At 29.1% G+C, this 13,495-nt stretch carries 13 protein-coding genes and 1 tRNA gene; 9 read left to right on the top strand and 5 right to left on the bottom strand.

Going from position 1 to position 13,495, the window contains the following annotated elements:
* Positions 1-63: 63 nt before the first annotated feature.
* A tRNA-Lys gene (locus ACXYRK_RS02685) sits at positions 64-139 on the bottom strand.
* 126 nt (positions 140-265) lie between these two features.
* On the opposite strand from ACXYRK_RS02685, the gene ACXYRK_RS02680 reads away from it, so the two are divergent.
* The 3 genes from ACXYRK_RS02680 (at position 266) to ACXYRK_RS02670 (ending at position 4,488) form a co-directional block, all read left to right on the top strand.
* A complete protein-coding gene (locus tag ACXYRK_RS02680) occupies positions 266-715 on the top strand; it encodes a hypothetical protein (RefSeq protein WP_458617957.1) in 450 nt (149 codons plus the stop codon).
* Between the two features lie 22 nt (positions 716-737).
* Positions 738-1,964 carry a hypothetical protein gene (locus ACXYRK_RS02675; protein ID WP_458597523.1) on the top strand — a complete coding sequence of 409 codons (1,227 nt, stop codon included), beginning with the start codon at positions 738-740 and terminating at the stop codon, positions 1,962-1,964.
* Positions 1,965-2,055: 91 nt separating this feature from the next.
* Positions 2,056-4,488, top strand: coding sequence for a PTS transporter subunit IIABC (locus ACXYRK_RS02670; RefSeq protein ID WP_458617955.1), 2,433 nt, complete (start codon positions 2,056-2,058; stop codon positions 4,486-4,488).
* A gap of 9 nt (positions 4,489-4,497) precedes the next feature.
* Here ACXYRK_RS02670 and ACXYRK_RS02665 read toward each other — a convergent pair whose 3' ends face one another.
* From ACXYRK_RS02665 to ACXYRK_RS02655, 3 genes are read right to left on the bottom strand one after another with little or no spacing between them, the layout of a single operon-like run.
* Positions 4,498-5,019, bottom strand: coding sequence for a dihydrofolate reductase (locus ACXYRK_RS02665; RefSeq protein WP_458617953.1), 522 nt, complete (start codon positions 5,017-5,019; stop codon positions 4,498-4,500).
* Complete coding sequence (locus ACXYRK_RS02660; protein ID WP_458617951.1) at positions 5,012-5,860, bottom strand: MAGa7180 family putative nuclease; 849 nt, start codon at positions 5,858-5,860, stop codon at positions 5,012-5,014. Before ACXYRK_RS02660 ends, ACXYRK_RS02665 begins: the two co-directional genes overlap by 8 nt.
* The gene (locus tag ACXYRK_RS02655) at positions 5,861-6,499 is read right to left on the bottom strand and encodes a hypothetical protein (RefSeq protein WP_458617949.1); all 639 of its coding nucleotides are present in this window, start codon (positions 6,497-6,499) and stop codon (positions 5,861-5,863) included.
* A gap of 443 nt (positions 6,500-6,942) precedes the next feature.
* On the opposite strand from ACXYRK_RS02655, the gene argS reads away from it, so the two are divergent.
* From argS to fba, 3 genes are all read left to right on the top strand, one after another.
* The gene (argS, locus tag ACXYRK_RS02650; protein ID WP_458607553.1) at positions 6,943-8,598 is read left to right on the top strand and encodes an arginine--tRNA ligase; all 1,656 of its coding nucleotides are present in this window, start codon (positions 6,943-6,945) and stop codon (positions 8,596-8,598) included.
* 82 nt (positions 8,599-8,680) lie between these two features.
* On the top strand, positions 8,681-8,938 hold the full coding sequence (gene rpoE / locus ACXYRK_RS02645; protein WP_435129364.1) for a DNA-directed RNA polymerase subunit delta: 258 nt from the start codon (positions 8,681-8,683) through the stop codon (positions 8,936-8,938).
* An 8-nt stretch (positions 8,939-8,946) separates the two neighbouring features.
* Positions 8,947-9,813, top strand: a complete 867-nt coding sequence (gene fba / locus ACXYRK_RS02640; protein ID WP_458617947.1) for a class II fructose-1,6-bisphosphate aldolase — start codon at positions 8,947-8,949, stop codon at positions 9,811-9,813.
* Positions 9,814-9,867: 54 nt separating this feature from the next.
* Here fba and topA read toward each other — a convergent pair whose 3' ends face one another.
* Positions 9,868-11,706 (bottom strand): type I DNA topoisomerase, encoded by a 1,839-nt coding sequence (topA, locus tag ACXYRK_RS02635; RefSeq protein ID WP_458617945.1) that lies wholly within the window; start codon positions 11,704-11,706, stop codon positions 9,868-9,870.
* A gap of 358 nt (positions 11,707-12,064) precedes the next feature.
* Here topA and rpsF point away from each other — a divergent pair, with 358 nt between their 5' ends.
* From rpsF to rpsR, 3 genes are read left to right on the top strand one after another with little or no spacing between them, the layout of a single operon-like run.
* Positions 12,065-12,481 (top strand): 30S ribosomal protein S6, encoded by a 417-nt coding sequence (gene rpsF / locus ACXYRK_RS02630; protein WP_458617943.1) that lies wholly within the window; start codon positions 12,065-12,067, stop codon positions 12,479-12,481.
* Between the two features lie 9 nt (positions 12,482-12,490).
* Positions 12,491-13,048, top strand: coding sequence for a single-stranded DNA-binding protein (locus ACXYRK_RS02625; protein ID WP_458617941.1), 558 nt, complete (start codon positions 12,491-12,493; stop codon positions 13,046-13,048).
* A gap of 17 nt (positions 13,049-13,065) precedes the next feature.
* Entirely contained in the window at positions 13,066-13,326 is a 261-nt protein-coding gene (gene rpsR, locus ACXYRK_RS02620; protein WP_458597513.1) for a 30S ribosomal protein S18, read from the top strand.
* Positions 13,327-13,495 lie beyond the last annotated feature (169 nt).

Below are 13,495 nucleotides of genomic sequence, written 5' to 3'. Positions count from 1 at the left end.
TTTTATCCTTTGGGGAACAAAAACCTACTAAGTGTATTAGTAGGTTTGATCATAAAAATGAAATGGTACATCGTACAGGGTTCGAACCTGCGACCCGCTGGTTAAGAGCCAGCTGCTCTACCGACTGAGCTAACGATGCAGGAATATTATAAACCTTTTTAACAAAAATATAAAAATATTTTTATCCTATCCAAACTATCCAAATTATTTTTGTTCTTTTTTAGTTCTTAAATATGCATCTTCTTATATATATAACGAGGTAAGAATGAAACTAGATGAAAAATTTAAACTAACCAGTAATATCAAACTTTTTAGGTTATACAAAATGAGTGAGAAACTCAGTAAATCTATAAGTAAATTTACTGAGCAGCAAACTGAGCATTTGCTTCCGATTTTATATATAGGTGATGATATTATTTTTGGTGAAGTGCGACCACAGGATAAAACTGAAAATATTGAGACAACTGATTTATATAACCATGAGAAAATGTGGGATGTTGCTTTATATTATAAAAATTTCTATCGGATGAACTCAAAAATCTTAAAAGAATATATTTATGAAGATGAGCAAACCATTTCATTAGGACATGTTAGCGAAGTTAATGAGTTAAATATTTTAGATAAATTAAAATACTGCTTTACAAGTTTAGATGCTGATACTAAATTAACATATATTTATCCGAAAAAAACTGAAAATAAAAGTATTGCTAATTAAGAGTTTCTGCTAAAATTTTGACATGAATATTTTAACGATTGAAAAAAAGTTATGAAGGTATTGATTTACCAATACATTCATTAAACTCTTATTTATAGGTTTGCTAGTATTTAGCATCGTTATCATTCCGAGTCTTAATTTAGTTGATATCAAAATCAAGCAAGACTCAGATCTTGCTTTTTTATTTTTATTTGATGTAATTTTGTTTATTTTAAGCATCTTTTTTGGGTATTATGAGCAATTTTACTGAAAAAAACTACTTTATAAGCATTTGGATGATAAATATCAAACAAATAGGTTTTTAAAACTATTAAACATCTCTTTTTATACATATTTATCAGGACCATTGTATCGAGCATATTTATTAATTTCATTATTTTTTGAAGATGGTAAATATCATTTTATGTTTAAATATGCCAGACGCAAAAAATATGGTTTTTCAATTCAAGATATTTCATTTTCAGGAATTTTATTTGCATTATTTTTGACATTAACTTTAATTAAAAACTTTACAGCAGCAAGAATAATCAATTTAGATTTTGAATTTGCTTTTTATATTCTCTTTGCTTATTTTTTAGGTAAATTCAAAGGTGCTTTATTATCCTTTATGGCTGATTTTTTTGGATTGCTGTTTTCAGGAAGAATTGGTTTTTATCATTGAGTTTATGCCATCGTTCCGATTATTGCAACGATATTGATTGGATGATTTATTGATTTATTTAAAAAACATAAACAAACATCGATGATTGTGATGAATATTGCATTGGTTGTTATTTTTGTTATTTTGCTAGTTGTATTTTTATCACAAGTTAATAATCCTAAAGGAATAAGAATTTCTAAAACCTTTGGAGTTTCAAAAATATCACTTGCAGCTGGGATAATTTTATTAGTTTTTGCTGCTGCATTTATATTTATTATGATAGCCTTAACTATTTATTATTTAAAAACTAAAAATGATTCACAAAGCAAAAATAGAATTGGCTTTTTAGTTCTATCATTCTTTTTAACAGTTGCATTAATTGTTGTAGCCCGTTGAATTTGAGGACCATTTGCATTCATTCGTTTTGCTAACTACTTCTTAGGTCGTAAATACACATTATCACAACACTATTTAATATTTATGACACCAATTGTAATTAGATCACTGATATCAATTCCAATTTATGTTTTTATTCTATATATTATCCTGCTTCCGTTATCTATAATGAAGAAGCAATATGAAAAAAAAGAATACGGCATTACATATTAATAAGGATTTATTTCCTTATTTTTATAAAAAAATTAAATAAATTTGCTATGTGTTATAATTTATAAGAAAACAAAACTACATAAGGAAAAAAATGAAATCAATTAAATTAATGTTTCAGAGGTCGACACAAAAGAAGAAGTTAAATAACTCTGGATCCGGTAAGGTTCGTAAAGTGTTATCAAAAATTTCTGGTGCTTTTATGTTACCGATCTCCGTTATGTCTATTGCTGGTTTATTTTTAGGAATCGGTGCAGCAATTGCAACTGGTGCTGATGAAGGAAGCACTGCAAATATAATAGGTAATTTAGTTAAACAACTAGGAGACCCAGTTTTTGGTGCATTACCATTGTTATTTGCAACTGCCTTTGTGATTGCATTTACGGATGAAGCAGGAGTTGGAGTGTTTGCTACGATAATTGCCTTTTTAATCTTCACTGCTGTTCAGAGTGTCTTTATTTTTGATCATACAGTAAAGTATATGGGTAAGGAGTGATTTAATGGTGCATTACGAGATTCTGTAAAAACAAAAATAACTGGTTATACAATATTCTTTCAAGGAGCAGGACGTAATCCACAAAACTTAGTTAAATTAGTTGGAACTACCTTAGGGATTAAGTCAATGCAAACTTCAGTATTTGGTGGGATAACAATTGGATTATTAGTTCAATGATTATATAATCGTTTTCACACCATACAACTACCACAGGTTATTTCTTTCTTTGGTGGTAAAAGATTTGTTTCAATAGTTGCAATCCCTGCTGCATTTATTGTTGCAATCATCTTCTTAATTTTTTGACCATGGATTGGAGTTGGATTAAATGTTTTTGGAACAGCACTTGGAAAAGCTCCATATGGTATAGAATCACTTGTTTTTGGTATCATCGAAAGATCGTTAATTCCATTTGGATTACACCATGTATTCTATGCTCCATTATGATATTCAAGTGTTGGTGGAGATTTAAATACATCACTTGTTAACTGACAACAAGGATTACAAAAAGAAAATATTACATTAATTCCAGGTGATACATTAACTACATTAATAAAAGCTATTACTAAGGACCCTGATAAATACCAAGGTGATTCAACTGCTGCATTATCGCTTGTTGGGATGCCAAACAATATTGATTATACCTTGCAGCAAGCAGGTAAACCTGATTTGCATATATCTAAACAATTATTTGTCTTTGTCGCAGATGAATTAGGAACAAAGATAGGACGCTTTACTGATGGTAAGTTTGGATTTATGATTATAGCACTTCCTGCAGCTGCTGCAGCTATGATTATGGCTGCTCCAAAAGAAAATCGTAAAGTTGCCTTAGGAACAGTGCTACCAGCAGGATTTACTGCAATGCTTACAGGTGTAACTGAACCAATCGAATTTACCTTCTTATTTTTAGCACCATATCTATTCTGAGGTTTCCATGCATTTATGGCTGGATTGTCATTTATGTTTGCTAACTTAGCTGGTGTGCATATTCCACAAGCATTCTCAGGAGGATTATTAGACTTCTTTATTTATGGAGTGATAAATGTAGCAAAAGGAACTCATTTCTGATGAACTCTTGTTATAGGTGCTGCTTATGCACCAGTATACTACTTTGTCTTCTACTTTGTAATTAAGAAATTCGATCTTGCTACTCCAGGACGCGGAGGAAATACTAAACTATTTACAAAAGCAGATTTTCAAAATAAAAATGCTCAAGTAAATGATGAAGCAGCAAGCGAAATAGATCCTACTGCCTTAGCAGTGGTTGAAGCATATGGTGGTTTAGAAAATATTACAGCCTTTAATAACTGTGCTTCTAGACTTAGATATGATGTTAAAGATGCAAGTAAAGTTGATGTTGATAAACTAAAGGCTGCTGGTGCATTTGGTGTAAAAATTGAAGGAAATAACCATGCACAAGCAATTATGGGTCCTGTTTCTGAGCAACTTAATGCTAAAATAAAATCGCAAAGAGAATTAATTGCTAAATATGAATCAGAACATAAAGGACAAGAATTTGTTACACCTACAACATCACAGTCACAACCAAAAATAATCACTTCGGCTAAATCGCTTGAATTACATACTGCTGCTCGTGGAAAAATCTTGCCATTAGAAGATTTAAAAGACGGTATCTTTTCTGAAAAGATGCTTGGTAATGGTTTTGTAGTTAAATTTGATTCAACTACTGAAGGAAATGTTTATACACCTGCTGCTGGAACTATTGATTTAGTAGCAGACACCAAGCATGCATACGGAATCACAACAGATGAGGGTGTTAAATTGCTAGTTCATATTGGTCTTGATACCGTTAAATTGAATGGACAAGGATTTAAAGACTTAGTTAAAGTTGGTGATAAAGTAAAAATTGGTGATAAGCTAGCAAGTGTAGACTTAGAATTTATTAAATCACAAAACCTTCGCAGCGATGTTATTGTCGTTGTGTTGCATGAGGGAAGTATGTCAAACTTCGAAGTTTATAATAATTCTAAAGCTGACACCACAACTGAAATAGTCGGAATTGTCAGAAAGTAAAAAAAGATACTAACCGTATCTTTTTTTTATCTCTCATGGTTCAATATGTTCATATTTATATGTAGTAAATTCTGCTTCTTGATGGATAATATTTTCTGGTATCAATTGACTTTTATCAATGTATTCAAAATATGTATCACATTTATAAGTACCATTAATCACTGAAACATATACTTCCTTAGTTATTTGTCAATAATCTAAATATAAAAATCTTCCACCACAAATAAAAATATCCTTATCACATTTAAGCATCGCAGCAGTTGCTGTGCCTGAATCAAAGAATACCCTATGTGGTAGTAATTTTTTGTTTTCTGGTATCTCAAAAGGTTGATAATAGGTTAAAACTCAAACTTCCCGATTTGATGTATCAAAATCATCTGGCAAAGAAAAAAAAGTTCTTGCACCAAAAACCAAAACACTATTTTGAGTTATCTTATTAAAAACTTTTAATTCGTTTTTTGTATTTCAAGGAAGATGGTTTTTATATCCAATGCAGTTTTTCTCATCAACTGCGACAATTAATTTAATCATAAAAATCCTTATCTGCTTTCCCGATGGCTTTTCATCTTACAATTAATTGGTTATATTGTTCATAATTTTCACATTCTAAATATTCAAGTTGATCAGCATCATCACTAAAATCAAATTGTGGAGATGTATCGGTACTGGTATATTTATAATATCATTCTTTAACCAATCGAATATCTTCTTCAACTTCAGCATTATTAACATTAAAAGTATATGATTTGATTTTACGTTTATTTAAATCTACTGCTTGTGGGTTTAAATAATCACCTTGAGCATCGATTAAAAAAGCAGCAATAATTGAATAAGTTGTTATCGGTTTATTTAACTTTTTAGACATTAAATATGCATATAATTGTGCTTGCTTGCGATATGATGCATCAACACCTTCAATTTCTCATTTATCTTTTTTACTTTCACCAGCTGTTTTAATTTCTAAAATTCTATTTAGTGATGGAATATATCCATCTGGAACACCACTTAAAACATCATCAACACCTGCAAAATAATCATAATTGAAGTTTTTTGCTTCATAGTTTTCTATATACAAATTTGGTGATTTTGCTCTTAAAAGATCAAAGATTTTAGGTTCTAAAATAGTTCCGGCATTAATGTATTTTTTACTTAATACAGGTAATTTAAGTCTTGTGATATGACAGAAAGCATTAAATTGTGATTTATATTTATTTTCAATTAAAATATCACCAACACTGCTTCCTCCAATCTTTTTATACCCTCTGAATTTATCAAAAGTTTTTAATTCTGAATAAAATTCGGGTAGCAACTTAATTACCCTATTTTCCTTATCGATAATATAATGTTGTTTGTTAAAATATTTTCTTGCCATTTATTTAAAGAAATTTTTCACAATAGTATTTGCTGAAATTTCTACTCCTTTAAAATCTGCTTCCCATTCTTCATTAATCATAGTGTTTTGTGGGACAATATGGTCAAAACATATATTTACCAATTTATCAAAACTTGTTTCTGTTGAATTATCATCAACACCCACCACAAACTTATTAGCATCCATAAACTTTTCAATTCGAATTGATATCACACGACATTCGTCATCACTTTTTTTCAAAGTTGCTTCTAAATCCTTAACATTCTTTTTAAAGAAGTCTAATTCGTTTGGAAAGCGCAAATCATCTATTATAAATAAGGTGCTTTTGCTGCCCTTAATTGATTGTTTCACAGTTGTTTTTATTTTATCGAAGACACGTGCGCATCAGATGTTGCTATCGATGTTTCGACCTACTTCACCCATTGCAATTCATAACGGACGTACAATTTCTTTATTTATTCCATCTCATTTTATTTCATCTAAAATCGGTTTAGTAATACTTTTTATAGGTTCTGCAAAGGATAAAATATGTACATTGTTATCAAATTTTTTAGCTAACTTTTTAGATAATGCTTGTGTTAGCAATCCTTTTCCACTTCTTCTTTTTCCGTTAATTAAAACTATGGTATGTTTTCTCATCATTCTCCTTTTAATAAAACAGTGTTTTAATATTATATATATAAAATAAATTCTGTTATTTATTTATTATATTTTTTGATTTTTGCTTAACTAGATAACTTGTTTATAAAAATGTATAAAAATTTTTATACCTATCATATAGATAAATAAGTTTTAATAATATATAATAATAAATTAAGTTAATATTCTTAAAATAACATATTTACCTAGTATATAGCACAAAAAGAAAATATAAATAATATGGAAATTTTGCAGAACCATTTTTATTAAGGTGTACACAGTCATTAGAGTCTTTAGATAATATAAAAATCTTTTTTAATTATATAAGCAACATTATTCATACAGAATTCATAACATCAATAATTTCTAATATCTAAATATTTTACCAAATCCATATAAAAATAATTTTATTTGTTAAAATTTAAATATATAAAGGAAAATAAATGACATTAACACAACTTATAAAAGCAGAATTAATTAATATTGTTAAAAAACTACAAGAATCACATTATTTTGATGTAGATTTTAATGCAGATGATTTAAATTTTATCTTAGGTGAACCTAATTTACCTGTAAAAACAAGTTCGGTTGCAAAAAGATATGATTTATCAACTAATTTAGCATTTGTTTTAAAAGCATATAAAAAAATAAATCCAATGAAAATAGCAGAATGTCTCGTTGAAAAGTTAGCAAATTCATTTAAATTTATTTATCAAGTTGATATAGCTCCGCCAGGTTTTTTAAATATTGTTTTAAATGATTCTGCTTTTATTTATATAATATCGAATATCTTAGAGCAAAAATCTTTGTATGCAAAAAATCAAGTAGAAGGACAAAAGATAAATGTAGAATATATCTCTGCTAATCCGACAGGTTTTTTGCATGTTGGTCATGTGCGTGGTGCGGTTTTCGGAAGTACTTTAATTAATGTTTTAAGGCATATTGGATATAATGTCGAATCTGAATATTATATAAATGATGCCGGAAATCAAATTAACATCTTAGTTAATTCATTATATGTGCGTTATGCAGCATTGTTTGGTAAAAATCTTAAAATGTCAGATGAATGCTATCAAGGTAATGATATCATATGAGTAGCACAGCAGGTTAAAGAAAGTTATAATGATTACTTTTTGGATCTTAATACAAATAAACGTAGTGAACTTGAAAACCTTGCTGTTGAGATATTGTTGAATAAAATAAAAGATGATTTAGCAAAACTTAACATTCATATTGATACTTTTACATCTGAAAATTCTCTATATGAGCAAGATATGATTAAACCAGTATTGGAAAAATTAGCTCCATATACATATTTAAAAGATGGTGCATTATTTTTAAAAACCAGTGATTTTGGTGATGATAAAGATCGTGTATTAATTAAATCTGATGCAAGTAATACTTATTTATTACCTGATATTGCATATCATTTGACTAAAATAAAAAAAGCAAGTCGTTTAATAAACATCTGAGGTGCAGATCATTCTGGTTATGTTGCTCGGATGAAAATCGCTTTTCAGTGTTTAGGATATAATCCAAAAAATCTAGAAGTACTAATTATTCAACTAGTTAGATTGATAAAAGATGGTAGTGAATTTAAAATGTCTAAAAGAGCAGGGACATCAGTTACTTTAGCAGACCTTTTAGATGTAAGTTCATCTGATGCAATTCGTTTTATGATGCTAACTAGAGAAATATCAAATAAATTTGATTTTGATATAGATTATGCTAATTCAAATGATACAAATAACCCTGTATTTTTAGTCCAATACACTTATTCACGCATTGTTTCGTTACTTAAGAAGATTAAAAAACCACATTTAAATAACACTGCCAAATTTACTGATAAGGCTAAAAAAATCATTATAACACTTGATTTATTTTCAGATTTAATTAAAACGATTTCTGTGACATCAAAAGTAAATTTATTAAGTCAATATTTGCTTAATTTGGTAAAATTATTTAACAGTTTTTATGAACAAACATATATTCAAACAAATGAGCAAGAAGAATCATATGCAGCAATGATTGAATCAATAAGAATTGTAATGAAAATTGCTTTAGATTTAATGGGTGTAAATGCACCTGAGCAAATGTAATTGATTCCATATTTTGTTATAATCAAAGTGATTAAATATTTAAAAAAAACAAATAAATATATAAAATAAAAAAGGAGAAATTATGAAAAATACTACAATGTTAGAAGTAGCGATTGAAAAAGTTAACTCTAATCCACTTTATTCATTCACATTCGCAGAACTTTTTGATGCAGTTGAAAAAGAATTAAAGGATAACTGATACTTTAGATTTGTTAAAGGTGAACCTAATTTACCTTATGAAAAAGTTCGTGAAACCAAAATGGGTGAGCTTTATCGTTTGTTAACAGTAGATAAAAGATTTCACAGAAACATAGATGGTAGCTGAAGAGCTGCAAATTAAGGAGAATTATGCCATTAGTAAATGCAAAGGAAATGCTACATAAAGCAAAAGAAGGAAAATATGCGATTCCACATATAAATATTAACAACCTTGAATGAGCAAAAGCTGTGCTTTTAACAGCTGAGGCTGAAAAATCACCAGTGATTATTGCAACTTCTGAAGGAGCAATTAAATATATGGGTGGATTTAATGTTGTTTCAGGGATGATGTTAGGATTGGTTCAGGATTTAAATATTAGTGTTCCAGTCGCATTACATTTAGATCATGGAACATTTGAAGGAGCAAAAAAAGCAATTGCTACCGAAGCATACACTTCATTAATGTTTGATGGATCGCATCTTGATTTTGAAGAAAACTACTCAAAAACCAAGGAATTAGTTGAATTAGCAAAAGAAAAAAATATGTCATTTGAAGCTGAAGTAGGAACCATCGGGGGTGAAGAAGATGGGATTGTAGGAAACGGTGAATTCGCTGATCCTGAACAAGCTCGTAAGATGGCATCACTTGGAATCGATGTCTTAGCAGCCGGAATCGGAAATATTCACGGACCATATCCAGCAAACTGAAAATCACTTAGTTTTGAAACTTTAACTAAAATTTCATCAGCAGCAGGAATAGGAATTGTATTACATGGAGGCAGTGGAATTCCAAGTGAACAAATTAAAAAAGCTATTTCTTTAGGTGTAACTAAAATTAATGTTAATACCGAACTACAACAAGCAAATCATAAAGCAATTCGTGAATTCATCATATCTGGAGAAGATTTAAAAGGTAAAAACTTTGATCCACGTAAATTATACAAACCAGGTTATGATGCAATGTGTCAAACAGTTCGTGATAAAATTTATGAATTTGGTTCAAACAATAAAGCATAAACTAACGAAAGTTAGTTTTTTTTATCCCTTTGGTCCCGGGATAAAAAAATCACATTACTGTGATTGTTCGATAGGATTACATTCATCGGTGCAACTTTCTGCATGTTTGCATTTAGGGAAGTTTTTGCAACCGATGAATTTTTGACCTTTTTTATTATTACGAATCAGCAAGGTTCCGCTGCAAAGTGGACAAGGACGTTTTAGTTCTTCTAATTTAAATTGCACAACATCAATTTTACCCTCTGCTTTAACAATTTCTTTTTGAAAATTATCTCAAAAAGATTGCATTAATTGATTCTTGTTTAGTTGTGATTCGGCTACCTTATCAAGATCTTCTTCAACTGCTGCGGTGTATTTTTCGTTAAAAATATCTGGAAAAGCTTTAATTAATGTATCATTGACTTTCATTCCAAAATCAGTCGGGATAAGTTGTGTTGAATTTGTTTCAACAAATCCACGATCTTTAATAATATTAACAGTTGAAGCAAATGTTGAAGGTCGCCCAACTTTGATAATATCAAGCATTTCAATTAAACTACCATCATTATATCTCGGAGCAGGCTTAGTTTCATGATCTTCAAAATTAAAACTTTCAACATCTACTTGCTGATGAAGTTTATAATTTGGATCTTTGTTGTCATTTTCATAACCAGAAACTACATAATATCCATCGAAAATAACTTTTGAATAAGTTTGTCGAAATTGATATCCGTTGTTATCAAATGTATATGCTTTTGATTCACGAATTGGTTGTTTTATTAGTGCCTGCAAGGTGGTTTCGTAAATTAATTTATAAATTCTTAACTCCGATTCACTGATATTAGGATATGTTTGTTTTAGTAGTTGCGGTGTCATAGATACATCAGTTGGTCGAATCGCTTCATGAGCATCTTGGTCACCACTAAATCCTTTTATTTCACTAGCTACATAGTCTTTGCTTCATTTTGTAGTTATATAACTTTGTGCATTTGATACAAATGAAGCAGACATACGGGTTGAATCGGTTCTTGGATAAGAAATTAATCCACCGTCACCAAAACCTTCATATAATCTTTGCACAATAGCCTGGGTTGTTGCAGCACTAAACGGACTCTTTTTATATAAAACAGATTGTTTTAGTGGGGTAATAGCACCGATTTTACGTTTGGAAACATTAATATCAGTAACCGTTAAAATTTTCTTAGTTTTTTCAATATCAGCTTTATATTGATCAATTTGACTCGGATAAATTCAATCACGATGTTCTGAATCATTTTTTGGATTGAAATAATTTGCTAAAACTTCATTATTAACAAGTTTTGCATTTAATTTATAGTATTTTTCAGGGATAAAAGCTTGTATTTCTCGTTCACGGTCTACAACTAATTTTAGAGCAATTGACTGCACACGTCCTGCAGTAGGTGTGCCGGGAGAATTTTTAAACTTATTTTTAATTAAATTAGTTACTCTAAAACCGATAATGCGATCAAGCATACGACGTGATTTTTGTGCAGCAACTAAATCATTATCAAGTGAGTTTGGTTTTTGAATCGCATGTTTTATAGCATCCTTGGTAATTTCATTATATTTTATTCTTGAATATTTGTTTTCAAGTTTAAAATAGGAAATCAAATGACTTCCGATTGCTTCTCCTTCGCGGTCTGGGTCAGTTGCAATATAAATATGTTCTGCTTGTTTAACTAACTCATTAATATCTTTTACTACCTTTTTCTTAGTTGAATCTAATGAATATTTTGGTTCTCAATTTTCAAAATCAATTCCAAGTCCATAAATACCTTCGGTTTTCATTTTCAAAAAATGTCCAACTGAAGCAACTACTTTATATTCATCACCCAAATATTTTTGGATGGTTTGAACTTTATTAGGGGATTCGACTATTACTAAATTTTTCATATTCAATAATAATACAATATTTTGCAAGAAAAATTTAAAAATTTATAGAAATTTATATAATCACTTTCTATAAATTTTTGTTGATTTATGCAATAATAAATATTATAATTTAATATTTTAATGACAATTATTTGTAAATTTTTTATTTGAGTAAAATTTAAATTTACAAATAACACTAAATTACAGAACTTTTATCCCTTTGATACAGGATTATAAGAATATAAAGTATAAAGCAACCTGTCTATAAATTTAATTTATATTATAGTAACAAAACACAAGAAAATGATAAAATTAATAATGAGTATTATATTAGATACTCCTTGGCAAATTTAGCCCAGTAAAGACCATAAGGAGAAAAATGTTTAAATACGAAATTATGATGATCGTGAATCCAAAAGCGGATGTAAAAGTTGCTTTTGAATTGCTTTCAGAAGTTTTCGGCAAGGGTATAAAAAAAGCTGAAAAACTAGAAAGACACGAATTAGCATATGAAATCAATAAATCAAAACATGCACAATATGTTTTAGCACATGTAGAGGCAGATGCCAAAGCACCTGCAGAATTTACCCGTCGGGCAAATATTATTAAAGATATTTGAAGAACATTGTTAATTAACTTAGATACTGAAAGAGGGATGCATCCAAAAAAAGAAGTAAAACAATCTAAACCAAAAAGAACATATGTAAAAAGAGAAGTTAAAGTTAACGAGGAAAGTGAAAAACCTAGAAGACGTCCAAGAGTTAGTAAACCAGCTGAAACATCTATAAATAAGTAAAAGGTAATTATGAACAGAGTAATTTTAATCGGAAGAACAACTACAAATATTGAATTAAATACTACATCATCAGGTGTTGCTTGAGTAAGATTTACACTTGCAGTAACACGCAGAAGCCAAAGTCGCAATGAAATAACTGATTTTATTCCTATTGTTGCATTTTCAAATTCAGCAATTTTGTTAAAAAATTCAGTTCCAAAAGGAACCTTAATTGCTGTAGAAGGTAATTTACAATCAAGTTCTTATCAGTCACGTACATCGAATCAAACAATCAGAAGTTTGGATGTGCATTTAGATACTTTTTACTTCTTAGAATCAAAACGTGTTACTGATGAACGTGCTAAAAATCGTTCTTCTGATGATTTTATCGGCACTAGTCCATTTACTGGTACCAGTTCATATCCAAAAAATACTTATTCAACGGAAAAAGTTGAACCAATATCATCACAGTCATTTTCACCAAATCCTGTAGTTGAAGAGTACCCAAATAAAAAACCAATTGAAGAAAAATTACACGATTTAGGTGATTTAGAATCAGATGTTAATGATGATATTGATATATTTTAGTTAAACCAAGGAGATTTATGGCATACATTAAACGTAAAAAGAACTTCTCAAATAGAAAAAAAGTATGTGCTTTCTGTGAAGAAAAAGTTAATTATGTAGATTTTAAAAATGTTGAATTATTATTCAAATATATTTCTGGAACTGGATCAATTAAATCAAAATCAATGACCGGAACTTGTGCAAAACACCAAAGAAAGGTTGCTAATGCAATTAAAAGAGCCAGATTTATGGCCTTAATGCCTTATACAATCGTTCGCACACGTAATTTATCAAAATAATATAATATCCCAATAAAATACAGCAAACAGCTGTGTTTTTTATAAAAAAATAATATAATTAAGAATATTAACATTAAAAGGAGATTTAATGAAATTTAAAAAAATATTCTTAAGTTAAAGTAGGACAAAAAGATTAACAATTAATTCTGTTAATCTTTTTGTTTATTAA

It is taken from the genome of Mycoplasma sp. AC1221 (assembly GCF_054353815.1).
This window is presented reverse-complemented; position numbering and strand designations above follow the sequence as displayed.